This window comes from Pseudomonadota bacterium (assembly GCA_039818985.1).
Classification (GTDB): domain Bacteria; phylum Pseudomonadota; class Alphaproteobacteria; order Sphingomonadales; family Sphingomonadaceae; genus Alterisphingorhabdus.
The window spans coordinates 473,323-489,366 of record JBCBSU010000001.1; the positions used below are offsets into that span (position 1 = coordinate 473,323).

The 16,044-nt window shown below is 59.6% G+C and carries 16 protein-coding genes; 10 read left to right on the forward strand and 6 right to left on the reverse strand.

Going from position 1 to position 16,044, the window contains the following annotated elements; all coding sequences use genetic code 11:
• Positions 1–27: 27 nt before the first annotated feature.
• The 5 genes from AAFX04_02150 to dps are packed head-to-tail and all read left to right on the forward strand — an operon-like array spanning position 28 to position 3,183.
• Complete coding sequence (locus AAFX04_02150) at positions 28–435, forward strand: hypothetical protein (GenBank protein MEO1044223.1); 408 nt, start codon at positions 28–30, stop codon at positions 433–435.
• Positions 436–1,128 (forward strand): glutathione S-transferase family protein, encoded by a 693-nt coding sequence (locus tag AAFX04_02155; protein MEO1044224.1) that lies wholly within the window; start codon positions 436–438, stop codon positions 1,126–1,128.
• 5 nt (positions 1,129–1,133) lie between these two features.
• Positions 1,134–2,111, forward strand: coding sequence for an NAD(P)-dependent oxidoreductase (locus AAFX04_02160; GenBank protein ID MEO1044225.1), 978 nt, complete (start codon positions 1,134–1,136; stop codon positions 2,109–2,111).
• Positions 2,108–2,584, forward strand: coding sequence for a DUF2269 domain-containing protein (locus AAFX04_02165; GenBank protein MEO1044226.1), 477 nt, complete (start codon positions 2,108–2,110; stop codon positions 2,582–2,584). Before AAFX04_02160 ends, AAFX04_02165 begins: the two co-directional genes overlap by 4 nt.
• Before the next feature lie 29 nt (positions 2,585–2,613).
• A complete protein-coding gene (gene dps / locus AAFX04_02170; GenBank protein ID MEO1044227.1) occupies positions 2,614–3,183 on the forward strand; it encodes a DNA starvation/stationary phase protection protein Dps in 570 nt (189 codons plus the stop codon).
• A 3-nt stretch (positions 3,184–3,186) separates the two neighbouring features.
• Here the strand turns inward: dps and aguB are convergent, their stop codons facing one another.
• The 6 genes from aguB to AAFX04_02200 form a co-directional block, all read right to left on the reverse strand.
• Complete coding sequence (aguB, locus tag AAFX04_02175) at positions 3,187–4,050, reverse strand: N-carbamoylputrescine amidase (protein MEO1044228.1); 864 nt, start codon at positions 4,048–4,050, stop codon at positions 3,187–3,189.
• 117 nt (positions 4,051–4,167) lie between these two features.
• Complete coding sequence (locus AAFX04_02180; GenBank protein ID MEO1044229.1) at positions 4,168–5,073, reverse strand: methyltransferase; 906 nt, start codon at positions 5,071–5,073, stop codon at positions 4,168–4,170.
• A 27-nt stretch (positions 5,074–5,100) separates the two neighbouring features.
• On the reverse strand, positions 5,101–5,949 hold the full coding sequence (locus tag AAFX04_02185) for a hypothetical protein (GenBank protein MEO1044230.1): 849 nt from the start codon (positions 5,947–5,949) through the stop codon (positions 5,101–5,103).
• Positions 5,950–6,022: 73 nt separating this feature from the next.
• Complete coding sequence (locus tag AAFX04_02190; protein MEO1044231.1) at positions 6,023–7,558, reverse strand: FMN-binding glutamate synthase family protein; 1,536 nt, start codon at positions 7,556–7,558, stop codon at positions 6,023–6,025.
• Between the two features lie 65 nt (positions 7,559–7,623).
• Complete coding sequence (locus AAFX04_02195; GenBank protein ID MEO1044232.1) at positions 7,624–8,601, reverse strand: agmatine deiminase family protein; 978 nt, start codon at positions 8,599–8,601, stop codon at positions 7,624–7,626.
• Positions 8,601–10,295: a M28 family metallopeptidase gene (locus tag AAFX04_02200; GenBank protein MEO1044233.1), complete on the reverse strand. Its 1,695-nt coding sequence runs from the start codon at positions 10,293–10,295 to the stop codon at positions 8,601–8,603. The genes AAFX04_02195 and AAFX04_02200 overlap by 1 nt, the downstream gene beginning before the upstream one ends.
• A gap of 156 nt (positions 10,296–10,451) precedes the next feature.
• Between AAFX04_02200 and AAFX04_02205 the strand changes: the two genes are divergently transcribed.
• The 5 genes from AAFX04_02205 to AAFX04_02225 all read left to right on the forward strand — a co-directional run bounded on the left by AAFX04_02205 (position 10,452) and on the right by AAFX04_02225 (position 16,006).
• Positions 10,452–11,090, forward strand: coding sequence for a sigma-70 family RNA polymerase sigma factor (locus AAFX04_02205; GenBank protein MEO1044234.1), 639 nt, complete (start codon positions 10,452–10,454; stop codon positions 11,088–11,090).
• A gap of 4 nt (positions 11,091–11,094) precedes the next feature.
• On the forward strand, positions 11,095–13,866 hold the full coding sequence (glnE, locus tag AAFX04_02210; GenBank protein ID MEO1044235.1) for a bifunctional [glutamate--ammonia ligase]-adenylyl-L-tyrosine phosphorylase/[glutamate--ammonia-ligase] adenylyltransferase: 2,772 nt from the start codon (positions 11,095–11,097) through the stop codon (positions 13,864–13,866).
• An 18-nt stretch (positions 13,867–13,884) separates the two neighbouring features.
• On the forward strand, positions 13,885–14,358 hold the full coding sequence (gene bcp, locus AAFX04_02215) for a thioredoxin-dependent thiol peroxidase (GenBank protein ID MEO1044236.1): 474 nt from the start codon (positions 13,885–13,887) through the stop codon (positions 14,356–14,358).
• Positions 14,359–14,369: 11 nt separating this feature from the next.
• Positions 14,370–15,164 (forward strand): ferritin-like domain-containing protein, encoded by a 795-nt coding sequence (locus tag AAFX04_02220; protein MEO1044237.1) that lies wholly within the window; start codon positions 14,370–14,372, stop codon positions 15,162–15,164.
• 158 nt (positions 15,165–15,322) lie between these two features.
• Complete coding sequence (locus AAFX04_02225; GenBank protein ID MEO1044238.1) at positions 15,323–16,006, forward strand: M23 family metallopeptidase; 684 nt, start codon at positions 15,323–15,325, stop codon at positions 16,004–16,006.
• Positions 16,007–16,044: the final 38 nt, after the last annotated feature.

Sequence of the window (16,044 nt, forward strand, 5' to 3'; positions counted from 1 at the left end):
GCGCGCTGGCTCATAACAGGCGCGATATTGAGCTTTCTGGCTGCGCTTCTGCACATTGGCTGCATCGCCATGGGACCGGACTGGTTCCGCTTTTTCGGTGCGCCCGAACCCCTGGTTGCAGGCTATGAAAATGGCAATAACCGGCTGCTCTGGTTCACTATGGGGATCACAGCGGTATTGACGGTCTGGGGCCTGTATGCGCTTTCGGGGGCAGGGATGATCCGCCGCCTGCCATTGTTGCGGCTTGGGTTGCTGGCCATTACTGGCATCTATCTTTTGCGCGGCCTTTTGCTGGTTCCCGCGATCCTTTATGTGCCCTATCCCGAAGGGGCTTTCGATTATTGGTCATCGGCCATTGTGCTGGTCTATGGGCTGGTGCACGCCATCGGTATCTGGAAAAGCTGGCCGCACTGGATCAGGGAGCATGGGCGCTAAATGTCAGAGTATATATTGGTCATCGGCAATAAGAACTACTCCAGCTGGTCGCTGCGGCCATGGGTGCTGATGAAGGCGGCAGGGATCGCGTTTGAAGAAAAGCCGGTTTTGTTCACCGGAGATGACCATTTCGACGAATTTCGCGCTTTTGCGCCCAATGGCATGGTGCCGTGTTTGCATGATGGTGAAGATGTTATCTGGGACTCGCTGGCGATAGCGGAGTATCTCGCGGAACGGCATGATGGCATATGGCCCGAGGATGGTCGGGCACGCGCCTGGGCGCGTTGTGCTGCTGCGGAAATGCATAGCGGCTTTGGTACATTGCGCGCTAACTGTCCGATGAACGTCGGCGTACGAGCAAAGCTGAAAGACCCGCCAGCGCGATTGGCACGCGATATCGCACGCATTGCCGAGCTTTGGGCTGAAGGACAGGAGCGTTTTGGCGGACCATGGCTGGCAGGCGAGAGCTTTACTGCAGTCGATGCCTTTTATGCGCCCGTGGCCTATCGTGCGCGTACTTTTGACCTCGATATGGGCGCGTCCGGGGAAGCTTGGGTCAATAACGTACTGGCGCACCCGGCAATGCAGATATGGGAAGCAGCCGCTTTGGCCGAGACCGAACGAGAACCCAGCCATGAAGCCGACATTATAAGTGTCGCTGATGTTATTTCTGACCGCAGAGCCATAGGATAACAATCATGCGATTATTGCTCACCGGATCGTCGGGTTGGCTGGGGCGGTATCTGGCACCGTTGCTGGTGCAGAATGGTCATACCGTAATAGGACTGGATGTTGCACCGGGCGAGCATACACAGATTATCGCCTCGGTCGCCGACCGCGCCGCGATCGACGCGGCCTTTGCCGATCATGGCATAGAGGCGGTCATCCATGGCGGGGCGCTCCACAAGCCGGATATTGTCCGCTACCCCAATCAGAGCTTTGTCGATGTCAATGTAACCGGCACACTCAACCTCCTCGAAGCGGCGGTCGCGGCGCGGCATGACCGCTTCGTCTTTACCTCGACCACCTCGCTGATGATCCGCGCCGATGTCCGCGCCGGCAAGGCAGGCGGGGCGAAACAGGCCTATTGGCTTGATGAGGATTTTGGCCCGCTCAAGCCGCGCAATATCTATGGTGTCACCAAATTGGCCGCCGAGCATCTCTGCCGTCTCTATCACGAGCTGCATGGGATCAATGTCGCGATATTGCGCACTGGGCGCTTTTTTCCCGAAGAAGATGATACCCATCGTGATCTTTCCGGCCCCAACCGCAAGGCGAATGAGTTTCTCAATCGCCGGCTGACCGTCGAAGATGCGGCGATGGCGCATCTGCAGGCGCTGGATCAGGCACCTGGATTGGGGTGCGAGACATTCATCCTCTCTGCGCCGCCGCCTTTTAAGCCGGATGAAGCGGCGGACCTTATTGACGGCGCGCCAGCGGTGATCGCGCGCTATTTCCCGGATGCGGCAGCGCTATATGCGGCGCGCGGCTGGCAGCTGCCCGACCATATTGACCGGGTCTATGATCCAGCCAAGGCGCAGCGCCTGCTTGGTTGGCAGCCGGAGACGGATTTTGCCGCTATCCTCTCGGCATTGCGCGATGACATGCCATTGCCCTATGCCCATGATGCCAGCTATGTTTCGCCCAAGGAGCGCGACGCAGCATCGGCCTCATGACCAGCTATTATATCTTCAAATATCTCCATATTTTCGGCGTGGTGCTGTTGCTCGGCAATGTCACTGTCACCGCGGTGTGGAAGGTGTTTGCCGACCGCTCGAAAGACTGGCGGATCATCGCCTTTGGCCAGGCGATGGTGACCGGCACCGATTTCGGCCTCACCATTCCCGGTATCTTCCTCACCATGGTCGGCGGCTATGGCCTGGTGTGGGAGGCGCAATATGGCTTGCTGGAACCCGAATGGCTGTTGTGGAGCCAGATCATGTTTGTCGCCGCCGGGCTGATATGGCTCGGCATATTGGTGCCGGTGCAGATCAAGCAGGCGCGGCTGGCGCGCCAATTCGATGGCGATCATTCGCTGACCCCCGAATATCGTCGATTGTCGCGCATCTGGATTACCTGGGGGCTGATCAGCTTCGTACCGCTGATGATCGCTATGTATCTGATGATCGCCAAACCTTACTGGCAATAGGCGAGCGGCAGAAAAACCGATCACTCTGATTGGCAAAAACCGTTACACTTCCGGTAATCAGCCCCCATCTGAAAAAGGTAACGGACAGCAGCGGGCAAAACCCCGAAGTCCGCAGAAAGGAAAGCACCATGCATCCGACGAAAAACACCCTTCCCGATAACAGCCGCAAAGCGGTGATCGACCTGCTGCAACAGCATCTCGCCGCCAGCCTCGATCTTGCGAGCCAGGCCAAACAGGCGCACTGGAACGTCAAGGGCAGCAGCTTTGTTGCGCTGCATGAACTGTTCGACAGCATCCATGCCGAGACGCTCGATCAGGCCGACATGTTGGCCGAGCGGATGGTCGCGCTGGGCGGTCAGACCGCAGCTACGGTGCGCGCCACTGCGGCGCAGACGAAAATGCCCGAATATCCGCTCGATGCCAGCGACCAGGCCGCGCATGTCGAGGCCTTTTCGGGCGCGCTGGCGCATTTTGGCGGTGGCGTTCGTGAGGCGATTGCGCAGGCCGAAGAAATTGGAGATGCCGCGACGGCGGACCTGTTCACCGAAATTGTCCGTGCCGTCGACAAGTCACTCTGGCTGGTTGAGGTGCATGGCTAGGTCTCAGATATCCTCGACCAGTCGGCCGTAAAGCTCTGGTCGACGGTCGCGGAAGAAACCCATGCCGGCACGAAACAGCCGGGCTGCCTCAATATCGATGGAGGCGACCAATATGCCCTGCTCATCGGCGCCGAATTCGGCGATCAGATCCGCCTTTTCGTTGCTGATGAAACTGTGGCCATAATAGCTCTGGCTGTTACCGTTGGCATCGGTCTCGCTGCCGATGCGGTTGCTGGCAATGACCGGCATGGCATTGGCAGCGGCATGGCCCTGCATCACGCGTTGCCACATATCGGCGGTGTTGAGCGCGGCGTCATAGGGCTCTGAACCGATGGCGGTGGGGTAGAACAGCAGCTCCGCCCCCATCAGCGCCATGACGCGGGCGCACTCGGGATACCATTGATCCCAGCAGATGCCGACGCCGATTTTGGTGCCGAAGACATCCCAGACCCTGAAGCCGCTATTGCCGGGGCGGAAATAGAATTTTTCCTCATAGCCCGGCCCGTCAGGGATATGGCTTTTGCGATAGACACCCATGATCTCGCCATCGGGGCCGATCATCGCCAGCGAGTTATAATGATGCTGGCCGTCACGCTCGAAAAAGCTGGTCGGGATCGCGACCTTTTTGTCCTTTGCCAGCTTCTGCATTGCTTTCACCGAGGGATGGTCGGCTGTCGGCCGTGCCAGCGCGAACAGCGCCTCATCCTCGATGGTGCAGAAATAGGGACCGCTGAACAGCTCGGGCGGCAATATGATTTCCGCGCCCTTGTCCGCGGCGGTCACCACCATATCGCTGACGGCTGCGATATTCTGCATCTCGCCACCGGCCAGTGGCAGCTGCATCGCGGCTATGGTGATGGCGTTCATGAGACTGTACTTCTTAGCTATCATCGTCATTGCGAGGAGCGAAGCGACGCGGCAATCCAGAGCAGGTGCGTGCCGCTCTGGATTGCTTCGCTACGCTCGCAATGACGCTATTGGAATTCAGCTCTCGGTGCTTTCGCCACCCGCATCGGCCAGCTTGAACAGGAGCGTCATCCGGTCGCTTTCGCCAATGGCATCATATTTGTCCTTGGTCTCTTCGCCTTCGGCATAGCTGGGCGGCAAGGTCCAGACGCCATTGGGATAGTCAGCAGTGTCATTGGGGTTGGCGTTGACCTCGGACTCGGCGGCCAGTTCAAAACCGTGCTTTTCCATAAACGCCACCAGATCCGTCTGTTTGAGATAGCCCCTATTGCCATCCACATAGTCATCGGGCGCATCGGCCTTGGCACGGTGCTGGACGATACCGATCATGCCATCGGGCTTGAGCGTGGCCTTCAGCGCTTCGATTTCGCCGTCAGCGATGCCCCAGCGTATCAGATTATGCATCATACGGAAAATCAGGACACGGTCGACCTGGCCGTTAAGATCGGCCGGGATCGCGTTGCCGAAATGGAAAGGCAGTTTTTCGGCCTCGATGCCGAGGCTTTCGCTCTGCTTGGCGGAGAATGTCTCGCCGCCTTCCCGGACACGGGCCATGAAATCCTCGCCCAGGCTTTCTGCCGCCTCTGGCGCAAAGCTGACGGCGACATAGCTACCATTTTCGCTGACATAGGGGGCCAGAATGCGGGTGTACCAGCCGCCGCCCGGCGCATATTCGATCACTGTGTCATCAGCATCGACCTGGAAGAAAGCCAGTGTCTCTGCGGGATGGCGGAATTGGTCACGCGCCTTGTCATCGGCGCGCAGATCAGCAGCCAGAACCGCATTGAGTGCGGCGTTTTCGCTGGCGTCTGCGGTCGCCGCATTGTCGGCATTGTCGTTATTGACTTCAACCGGTTCACAGGCGGCGAGGGCCAAAGGCAGCGCCAGGAGCGGGAGAAGGGTCAGTTCGGAGTGATTGCGCATCGTGATATCCTTGAAAAGTGATGGGGATTATTGTGCCTTGCGGAACAGCAATGTCATGCGATCGGATTCGCCAATCGCCATATACTGATCCTTATTCTCGTCACCATAGCGCAGCACCGGGGGCAAAGTCCAAACGCCACCTTTCCAATTGGCCGGGTCTTTCGGGTTGGCATTGACCTCCGAGCTGTCGACCAGCTCGAAACCGTGCAGGGCGAACAGGTTGATGACATTTTGCTGTTTGAGATAGCCGCGTGTGCCGCTGGAAGCGGAATAGGGCGCATCGGTCTTGGCGCGATGCTGCACCACGCCGACCATGCCATCATCCTTGAGCATGGCGCGGATCGCGCGCAATTCGGCATCGGCGCGATTGCCATTAAGCAGGCCGTGCATCGAGCGGAAGATCAACACCCGGTCGACGGTGCCGGCAATGTCTTCGGGGACTTCATCGCTTTCAAAAGCGGTGATGCTCTCTGCGTCGAGTCCTGTCCATTCGGCGACAATGCCGGGGAAGCGCTCAGGCCAGCTCTTGGTGCGGCCTTCGCTGGCGCGATCACGATAGGTGCGCGCATCGCTATCGCCATCAACCGCGATATAGCGGCCCGTACCGGCGAGATAGGGCGCGAGCAGCCGGGTATACCAGCCACCGCCCGGCGCATATTCGACCACTGTCTGGTCAGGCTTTATCTGAAAAAAGCGCAGGGTTTCCGCCGGGTGGCGATATTGGTCACGCGCCCGGTCCTTGTCGCGCGCGGGACTGGCCAGAGCCGCATCCAATGCGGCGTCATTGGTTGTGGCCTGCTGGGCGGAAAGTGGCGTAGCAGCGCCGATCATTGCCAGAGGCGCAAAGGCCAGAGGCAGGGCAAGCAGAGCTTTCATGAAATCATCCTCTCTTCTGGATATCATGGATTAGCGGGTCTGCTAGGCTCTATATGGCTTTACGGCCTCTGGCTCAATTGCCATTCGCATATTGCGACAAGGGTTCGGGGCGCGGATAAAGCTCGTCCATCGGTACCGATTTGCCGTCGTCCTGAACAATGCGCACATGCTTGCGGCGCAGGCCGCGCGGTTCGCCGACGCCGCAGCTATGGGCGATCACCTCGACCTCATGCACCAGATTGGCGTGATAACTGGCGACCTTGGCCTTTTTGTCCTCCGGGTTGAGGCCACGCTGCAGCCGCTTATTATGGGTGGTTATGCCGGTAGGGCAGGTATTCTTGTTGCATTTCAGTGCCTGGATACAGCCGAGCGAGAACATGAAGCCGCGCGCGGTGTTGATAAAATCGGCACCCGCGGAGAGGGCCAGCGCCACACCGCTGGGCGTGATCATCTTGCCCGAGGCGATGATGCGGATGCGTTCGCGCAGGCCATAGCGATGCAATATATCGGACAGCATGGGCAGGCTTTCGCGCAGCAGCAGACCAACATTGTCCATCAGCGGCATAGGCGCCGCCCCGGTGCCGCCATCGCCGCTGTCCAGGGTGAAGAAATCGGGCGCGCTTTCGATGCCGCGTTCATGGATTTTGGTGCACATCTCTTCAACCCAGCCATAGGCACCCAGCACTGCCTTGATGCCCACCGGCTTGCCGGTCACTGTGCGTACATGCTGGATGAAATCGAGAAGATCATCGATCGAGTCGATTTCGGGGTGACGGTTGGGTGAGATGGAAGGCTGACCTACCGGGATTCCCCGTGTTTCGGCGATCACCGGCGTCACCTTGGCACCGGGCAATATGCCGCCCTTGCCCGGCTTTGCCCCCTGGCTCAGCTTGATCTCGAACATCCGCACCTGCTCATGCGCTGCGACCTTGCGCAGCTTGTCATCATTGAGCGAGCCATCATCATTGCGCACGCCATATTTGGCGGTGCCGATCTGGAACACCAGATCGCAGCCACCTTCCAGATGATAGGGCGAGATCGCGCCTTCTCCGGTGTTAAGCCAGCATCCGGCGATTTTCGCGCCATGGCTGAGCGCGCGGACGGCAGGCACGGACAGTGCGCCAAAGCTCATCGCCGAAATGTTGAAGAAAGATGGTGCCTCATAGGGTGTGGCACAATCGGGACCGATGGTCAGCGGCTTAGTCTTGGCGCTGTCCTGATCGAGCACCGGGAACGGGCAGTTGACGAAGATGGCGGTTCCTGCGGGGCTGAGATTCTTGGTCGATCCGAAGGCGACGGTATTGCTTTCGCCCTTCGCGGCGCGGCCGACCCAATCGCGCTCTGCCCGGTTGAACGGCATTTCCTCGCGGTCCATGGCAAAGAAATATTGCCGGAAAAACTCACCCAGCTCAGTGAACAGATAGCGGAAACGACCGATGACGGGATAGTTGCGCCGCACCGCATCCTTTGTCTGGGTGATGTCGATGACGAACATCACGGCGATGGCCGCCAGCACAAGGCCGATGATGAAAACAAATATCGAGGTCAGCGTGCTCAGTGTATTGAGCGCGTCTAGTTCATTTACCAGTCGCAGAAAATTCTGTTTCATTGTCATCCCTCCCTAATCGCTTGAGTCCATCTCATTTCGCCCGGGTAATGGAAAAGGTTACGCTCTCATGCGAAGAGTGGCTGGCTGGCGCAGTGCAGGCTGCCGCCCCCGCTCAATATCGCTGAAGCGGGCAGTGGCACAACCACCTTGCCTGGCCATAAGGGCTGCAACGCTGCGACGACCGCAACATCATAGTCGGTCTGGTAAACCGGTACAAAAACAGCATGATTGCCGATGACAAAATTCATATGCGATGCCGGTTGCACCATGCCTCCCGTTTCGACTCTTCCGGGTGAGGGCAGGGTGATGGTCTCCAGCCCGAAGGCATGGGCACGCGACCGGGCATCGGCATAGACCGCTGCATTGGGGTCATTATCGCCCGATGGTTCGGGCAGCGCGAGGACGCCTGGTGCAACAAAGCGCGCCAAATTGTCGACATGGCCATCGGTATGATCGTTGATCAGCCCGTCACCCAGCCATAGCAGGCGCTCTATACCGAGAGCACTGCGCAGGCGAAGTTCGATATCCTCACGGCTGAGTCCGGGGTTGCGATTGGGGTTGAGCAGGCATTGCTCGGTGGTTACGCCAAGGCCATGGCCATCGACATCGACGGCACCGCCTTCGAGGATCCAGTCATGCCGGTCGGTGGGCAGTCCGGCCATGTCGGCCAGATCGGCACCAACGGTCTCGTCGCCGGCCATAGGATATTTGCCGCCCCAGCCATTGAACCGGAACAGTTGGGCGCGATGATCGCCATGGGCGGTGCGCACCACCAGCGGCCCGGTATCGCGCAGCCAGATATCACCATAGCTGGCAATCTGGCACTGCACCGCCGGCTCGATCAGTGCGCGGGCAAGGGCATGATTGTCGGCATCACGACAGACCAGAATCACCGCCTCGCCGCTGGCGGCAACGGCATTGGCAAAGCCGGCAATTTCGCGCTGTGCCGACGCCAGCTGATCCGGCCATTCCTCGGCATCATGCGGAAAACCGATCCACAGCCGGGCATGCGGCTCCCATTCGGCGGGCAGGCGGCGGGCAATCAGTCTGCACCCTCCCGGCTGTGGTCGCGAGCGGCGCGAAATTCGTCACCCTCGACCCAGTTAGGCCAGCTTTCACTCATCGCCAGCATGCGCCCGACGCGATAGAATATCTGTAGCTGTGCCGCGACGCCGCTCCAGTCCCAATCAGGATCATATTCATCCTTGGGATTGTGATAGCGGTTTTGGGTATAGTCTGCGGCCAGCGCCTTGCCCGCTTCGATGCCGCCATCGACCAGATCGGGGCCGGCATCGACATAGAGCATCGGCACACCACGCTTGGCGAGGCTGAAATGGTCGGAGCGGTAATAATAGCCATTTTGCGGGGATGGATCGGGTGTCGCGGTCTGACCGGTCTGCTCCAATACTGCGGCGAGATACCGGTCGAGTTCGGATTTGCCCTGACCGACCACGGTAACGTCTTTAGATGGTCCGGCGGGTAGCAGCGCATCCATATTGACGCCGCCTACTGTCTGCGCCAGCGGATAGACCGGATTATTGGCATAATAGGTTGATCCAAGCAGGCCTGATTCCTCCGCCGTCACCGCCAGGAAGACGATCGAGCGATCGGGCGCACCGGCCTTGTTATGTGCTTCCGCCAGTGCCACCAGCGCTGCAGTGCCGGTGGCATTGTCGATCGCGCCGTTGCAGATATCGTCGCCATCGGGCGCAGGCTTGCAGCGGCCGAGATGATCCCAATGTGCGGTGTAGAACACATATTCATCGGGTCGCTCGCTGCCCGGCAAGATGCCGATGACATTGTTCGACAGGGTTCTGGTAATACTGTTCTCGAACGAAACCGAGGCGTTGAGACCCAGCGGCTTACCGGTGAAAGCCTTCTCCTTTGCCGCTGCCATCTCGCTATCAAGATCGCGCCCGGCTGCGGTCATGATTTTCGCTGCGACATCCTTTTGTATCCAGCCATTGGCCATGGTCTGGTTGGCACCGCCATTGGCACTCTGGGCATAGAATTGTGGCCCGGTCCAGCCCGATTCAACGACATTCCAGCCATAGGCCGCCGGTTCAGTGTCGTGCACAATCAGCGCCATCGCCGCACCCTGGCGCGCGGCTTCTTCATATTTATATGTCCAGCGGCCATAATAGGTCATGGCCCGGCCGCCAAAATCGCCGTCAAGGGTTGCATTCTCGAAATCCGGATCGTTGACCAGGATGATCACCGTCTTGCCCTTTACGTCAAGGCCTTGATAATCGTTCCAGCCCAGTTCCGGCGCGTTGATGCCATAGCCGACAAACACCATTTCGCTGTCGTTGATCGCGACCGACTCCTGCTCGCGATGGCTGGTCACCACCATTTCCGTACCATAGGAAAAGGCCATGCCACCGCTTTTGCCGCCGGTAACGGTAAGCGGCGATACGGTGCCGGCATTGGCGGTGATTTCCACCAACGGCACTTGCTGGAACCAGCTGTCACCATTGCCCGGCTGGAGCCCTGCAGCGGCGAATTTCTCGCTCAGCAGCTTCAATGTTTTTTCCTCGCCGACAGTGCCCGGCGCCCGGCCTTCGAAATCGTCGCCCGATAATGTTTCGGTGACCGACTTCATCGTGTCGATCGAGATATCCCCGGCTTGTACGGCGGGGATATCGAGTGCGGAAGATGCGCCGCCGCCCTTGCCAGTTTCGGAAGAGCAACCGACAAGCAGGGCGACTGCTGCCAAAGTTGCCAAGGGCGTCCGCATCCTGTTATCTCCACAAATCCATTATCTTTAAGGCTTTGAGAGCGGCTTGCCAGAAGCTCCGGTGCGATACAAGCCATTGCGCGGTGACGCCCGGGGACACATATTGCATTGTGCAAGGCGCGCGCAGCAAACCCGCTGTCGGGGCTATCGGGGACTATTGTGAACGCCAGAAAAGCCAGTCTTTCGGATAGCGAGTTCAAGGCTGCGCTGGCGGAAACCGTGCCGCATCTGCGTGCCTATGGGCGATCCCTCTCGGGCAATCGCGATGCCGCCGACGATCTGGTGCAGGAGGCCCTGTTGCGCGCCTGGAGCGCGCGCGACCGGTTTCAGGCCGGGACCAATATTCGCGCCTGGACCTTCATCATATTGCGCAATGTTTTCCTGTCGCAGATGCGCCGCAAAAAATTTGTCGGCGAGTGGGATGAACTGACCAGCGACCGCATATTGGCGGCATCGGGGCAACAGGATGACCAGCTGCACCTCGCCGATGTCCAACGCGCGCTCGGCCTGCTGCCTGACAGCCAGCGCGAGGCGCTGATCCTGGTCGGCGCTGGCGGCTTTTCCTATGAAGAAGCCGCAGAGATTTGCGATGTCGCACTTGGCACGATCAAGAGTCGGGTGGCACGGGGACGTGCGGCACTGGCCAAAATTCTCGAAGGCGATAATCTGCAGCGCTTGGCCCAGGCCGGAAAGCGGGGCGACAATCCGCTGCGCGAGATCATGGCGGAACTCGACATATTGAGCGGTGGCCGGGTCGAGGCCGGGCAGTCCGGAAGCGCCTCCGAAGAGGAATGAGCATATGGCAGGCGGTGCGTCTGAAATTGCGCAGCAGGTAATCGACCGGGCCGCCGCGCATGCGCCGTTTCTGCGCCGCATGATGCAGAGCCGTCCGGATCTGATCACGACTATCGGTGAGACTGGGCTGGATAAGGCGATACAAGCAGCGTTGGCGCTGGAGCCTGCTGGATTGTCTTCTGGTGAAGTCGACTCGCTGGCTATGCCTCGTCGGTTGCGATTGGCACGCGGCGACGTGATGCTGGCATTGGCGCTGGGTGATCTCGCTGAGCTGCTGTCTTTTCAGCAGGTCAGCCGGGCGCTGTCGCACTTTGCCGATCGCTGTCTCGAAGCGGCGCTGACCAGCATTTTTGCGCGGCGCTATGATTGTGCGCCAACCGGTTTTGCGGTGATTGCGCTGGGCAAGCTGGGCGGGCACGAGCTCAACTATTCGAGTGATATCGATCCGATCTTCCTCTTCGACCCGGAAACCATACCGTCCCGCCGCAAGGAGACGCCGCATGATGCGGCGCAGCGTGTCGGGCGCGAGCTGATCGCGATGCTCTCCGAGCGTGATGGCGATGGCCATGTGTTCCGTGTCGATATGCGGCTGCGGCCGGAATCGGAGGTCAGCCCCATGGTGCTACCAATCCGCAGTGCCATCAGCCATTATGAATCACGGGCGCTGACCTGGGAACGGGCGGCGTTTATCCGGGCACGGCCTGCAGCAGGGGATGCCGGACTCGGTGCGTATTTTCTGGGCGAAATCGGGCCATTTGTCTGGCGCCGGAGCCTCGATTTCGGCACCATTGATGCCATTGCCGAGCTGACACGGCGTATCCGTGCCCACCATCAGGGGCCAGACGAACCGACACCCGGCTTCGATCTCAAACGCGGGCGTGGCGGCATAAGGGAAATCGAATTTTACGCCCAGTCGCAACAACTCGTTCATGGCGGACGAAATCCCAATATTCGCTCTGGCAATACGCTGGATGCGCTATCGGCGCTGGCAGCGGAGCAGATCATCCCGGCCGACCAGGCCGCCGATCTGTCGCGAGGTTATATCACGCTGCGCACCATCGAGCACCGGCTGCAGATGGTCGAGGATCGTCAGACCCATGAGCTGCCCGAAGATGGCACGGCGCTGGACAATGTCGCCCGGCTGCATGGGCTTGCCGATAGTGCGGCGCTGTTGGAACTGCTCCATCCGGTCTGTGCCACTGCCAGCCATTATTATGACGCGCTGCTGATACGGCAGGGCGGGCCAGACCAGGCCGCTGCCGGTGACAGGGATGATGGCGCATTATTGCTTGCCGATGAGGAACCGCTGCTGATCGCACAGCTCGGAAAACTGGGTTTTTCCGATGTTGCCGCGATTGCCGCACGCATTGCCGACTGGCGCGCGGGTCAGGTGCGGGCGCTACGCACACCGCAAAGCCGCGCTGCCTTTGAGCAGCAGATCGGCGCGCTTTTTGCGTCAATCCGGCGCCATGCCGGTGATGTCGGTGCGATCAACCGTCTCGATGCCATGCTCCGCCAATTGCCCAGCGTGCTCGACCTGTTCAACCTGCTGGCGGCCCGCCCGGCGTTGATCGGCATATTGGCGCGGCTTTTATGCCATGCTCCCGCGCTCTCCAAGGCGCTGGCAATGCGCGCCAGCCTGCTCGACGGCATTGTCGATGCCAGCATATTCGACCGGCAGAGCGATCTTGATGCCATCATAGTCGAGCTGGAACGGCGCAGCAGCGCCGATGATCTGGGGCTGATGCTCGAACGTGTGGCGACCGATATAGCGGAGCGACGCTTTGCCATCGGTGTGCAGCTTATCGAGGGACGCACTGATCCGCTCGACGCAGCGCACGATTACAGCCGCATTGCCGAAGCGGCGATTGCCATAGTGACGGACAAGGTAACGGAGGAGTTCAGGCAGCAGCACGGCGAATTGCCTGGCGGCGAGCTGCTGATATTGGCCATGGGGCGGCTGGGCGGCGAGGCGCTGACCCACGCCTCGGACCTTGATCTGGTGTACCTCTTTACCGGTCCGCATGACGCGCGTTCCAACGGGTCGAAATCGCTGAGCGCCACACAATATTTCAACCGTCTGGCCCAGCGGGTGAGTGCCGGCCTGTCGCTGCCGACAGCAACCGGTGCTCTCTATGAGGTGGATACCCGGCTCAGGCCATCGGGGATGCAGGGCCTGCTCGCGGCCTCGGTCGAGAGCTTCTGGGATTATCAGCGCAACAAGGCCTGGACCTGGGAGCATATGGCGCTGTGCCGTGCCCGCCCGGTTTACGGGTCAAGAACAGCGCGCAATGGTCTTTCGCACGGCATCGCCGGTTTGCTGGGCAGCGGCCGTGTGGCCGAGGCCATCGTCAAGGATGCTCTGGCGATGCGCGGAGATATGGCCAGGGCCAAACCACCCAAAGGGCCGTGGGATGCCAAGCTTGCCAGCGGCGCGCTGGTGGATCTGGAATTCTGCATCCACACGCAGCAGCTCGTGCATGGCGAGGGCCTGTGCCCGCATCTCGGCGACGCACTGAAGATTCTGGTCGACCATAAGCTGCTGTCAGCCGATCTGACCGAGGCGCATAATTTCCTTACCCGCTTGCTGGTGATGTCGCGTCTGGTCACGCCGGTGGAAAACAGCCCTGCCATTGCCTCACGGCCTTTGGTGGCGCTGGCCTGTGGTCTGGCAAGCTGGGATGAGGTGATCGATCATTATCGCCGATATACGGATATTGTCCGCCAGACGCGCATTGCGATATTGGGCACGATACCCACATTGGACGGCATCTAGGTTTTGAGGGAGCAGAATATGAGCGAAGAGCAGGTAGGACAGGCAGTTCCGGATGTGACGATGATACGACCCGATGGGTCCGAAGTGTCGGCATCGGATTACAAGGGCAGGCCCTGGGTGCTGTATTTCTACCCCAAGGACGATACACCCGGTTGCACCAAGGAAGCGTTGCAATTTACCGAACTGAAGCCTGACTTCGACAAGCTGGGTGTAAGCATTCTGGGCGTTTCCAAGGACCCGCCAAAAAAGCATGTGAAATTCATCGACAAGCACGATCTCGCCATTGATCTGGCTTCGGACGAGGAAGTTGAAATGGCTGAGGCCATGGGCGTGTGGGTCGAGAAGAGCATGTATGGCAAAACCTATATGGGGCTGGAGCGTTCCACCTTCCTGATCGATGCCGAGGGCAAGATCGCCACGGCCTGGCGCAAGGTGAAGGTCAAGGAACATGGCGCCGCTGTTCTGGAAGCCGCGCGCGAACTGGTTGGCTGAGGCGCATAAGAATGCAATCGGTTGGTGAAGCCTGTCGCGCAGTGCTGACGGCTGCCGATCCGCGTGACAAGGTAATGGCGGCGCGTTTTGTCGCACGGCAATGGCGGCTGGGGCGGCTGGAACATGATTGCAGTGTCGCCATGCCCGACCATCCGGCGCGCCCGGAGCGACCCGAATTGCTGCCGCCCAACCATATGCCCAAGCGCGGCAAAGCCGGGTCGGAGCGCGGGCGCATCGCGCTGCTGCACGCGCTGGCGCATATTGAATTCTCGGCCATCGATCTGGCCTTTGACCTGGTCGGACGTTTCAGTGGCGATTTCCCCACTGGCTTTGTCGACGACTGGATGCGGGTTGGTGCCGATGAGGCGATGCATTTCGCGTTGCTCGACCGACGGTTGCAGCAAATGGGCAGCCATTATGGTGCCCTGCCGGCGCATGATGGCCTGTGGGAGGCAGCCTTTACCACCCGCCACGACGTTCAGGCCCGGCTGGCCGTGGTGCCGATGGTGCTCGAGGCGCGCGGCCTGGACATCACACCGACAACCGTTGAACGATTCGAAAAACAGGGTGATCATATCTCGGCCCGCATTTTGAATCGCATCTATCACGATGAAATACGGCATGTTTTGGCCGGAACGCGGTGGTTTGAATATGGCTGTCAAGCACAAAATCTTGATCCCGCGACATGCTGGCGGGAACTGCTTTCTGTCTACTTTCGCGGGGCTTTGAAGCCACCATTCAACGACTCAGCGCGCGAGGCAGCCGGTTTAACGCGAGAATATTACGCACCCCTTGCGCAATCGTGAAATATAATTTTACGTCTCATTCCAGATTACGGCCATGATCATAAATGGTTTCTTGATCGTAATATTTTAAGTCGCAGAGCTGAAAACGCAGAGCCGAGAACAGAGCACGGGGTCGCATGACAAAAACATCCAGCCGGATCATTGCATTTTTCAAGAGCATGAGCGCCATGCTCGGCGTTGCGACGCTCGTCGCTGCCGGTCCTGCCCTGGCCAACAGCTCTTCGGCACCGGCCGTTACCGATATTGCCGGCCACGTCGATGCCGATGAAGACGTTACTCCACTCGGCACCGCCGACAGCGACTTTCGCCAGCTCTTCGCATCCTGGCGCGACAGCAGCGATGGTGACATCGGCTCGGTTGCCATTCCGTCGCGGCTCCCGGTAGACAATTTCCGCATCAGCAGCCGTTATGGCTATCGTGAGGACCCGTTCCGTGGCCGCCGTGCCCGTCACAAGGGCATCGACATGGCTGCTCCGATTGGCACGCCGATTTATGCCACCGCAGACGGTGTCGTTGGCCGCGCCCAATGGGTTAGTGGCTATGGCAAATATATCGAAATCGAGCATGGTGGCGGCATCCAGACTCGCTATGGTCACATGTCGCGCCTCAACGTTGCCGCCAACCAGAAGGTCAAGCGCGGCGACCTGATCGGTTTTATGGGTTCGACCGGTCGTTCCACCGGCAGTCACCTGCATTATGAAGTACGCATTGGTGGCGAGCCGGTCAATCCGGAGCCGTTCTTGCGTTCGTCCGATTATCTTATTGCCATGCAGGGCCGACTCAATAATGGCCTGGGCGGCCCGGAAACCGGTGACGAAAGCGCAGAGACCAGCGGAGACTGAGTCGCCAACCACATTGCTATTCGGGAAATCAGGGGGCT

What these genes read in the sequence shown, in the direction of transcription:
- AAFX04_02155 (MEO1044224.1), top strand. Translation starts at nt 436, where the DNA reads ATGTCAGAGTATATATTGGTCATCGGCAATAAGAACTACTCCAGCTGG.
- AAFX04_02160 (MEO1044225.1), top strand. Translation starts at nt 1,134, where the DNA reads ATGCGATTATTGCTCACCGGATCGTCGGGTTGGCTGGGGCGGTATCTG.
- AAFX04_02165 (MEO1044226.1), top strand. Translation starts at nt 2,108, where the DNA reads ATGACCAGCTATTATATCTTCAAATATCTCCATATTTTCGGCGTGGTG.
- aguB (MEO1044228.1), bottom strand. Translation starts at nt 4,050, where the DNA reads ATGAACGCCATCACCATAGCCGCGATGCAGCTGCCACTGGCCGGTGGC.
- AAFX04_02180 (MEO1044229.1), bottom strand. Translation starts at nt 5,073, where the DNA reads ATGCGCAATCACTCCGAACTGACCCTTCTCCCGCTCCTGGCGCTGCCT.
- AAFX04_02185 (MEO1044230.1), bottom strand. Translation starts at nt 5,949, where the DNA reads ATGAAAGCTCTGCTTGCCCTGCCTCTGGCCTTTGCGCCTCTGGCAATG.
- AAFX04_02190 (MEO1044231.1), bottom strand. Translation starts at nt 7,558, where the DNA reads ATGAAACAGAATTTTCTGCGACTGGTAAATGAACTAGACGCGCTCAAT.
- AAFX04_02200 (MEO1044233.1), bottom strand. Translation starts at nt 10,295, where the DNA reads ATGCGGACGCCCTTGGCAACTTTGGCAGCAGTCGCCCTGCTTGTCGGT.
- glnE (MEO1044235.1), top strand. Translation starts at nt 11,095, where the DNA reads ATGGCAGGCGGTGCGTCTGAAATTGCGCAGCAGGTAATCGACCGGGCC.
- bcp (MEO1044236.1), top strand. Translation starts at nt 13,885, where the DNA reads ATGAGCGAAGAGCAGGTAGGACAGGCAGTTCCGGATGTGACGATGATA.
- AAFX04_02220 (MEO1044237.1), top strand. Translation starts at nt 14,370, where the DNA reads ATGCAATCGGTTGGTGAAGCCTGTCGCGCAGTGCTGACGGCTGCCGAT.
- AAFX04_02225 (MEO1044238.1), top strand. Translation starts at nt 15,323, where the DNA reads ATGAGCGCCATGCTCGGCGTTGCGACGCTCGTCGCTGCCGGTCCTGCC.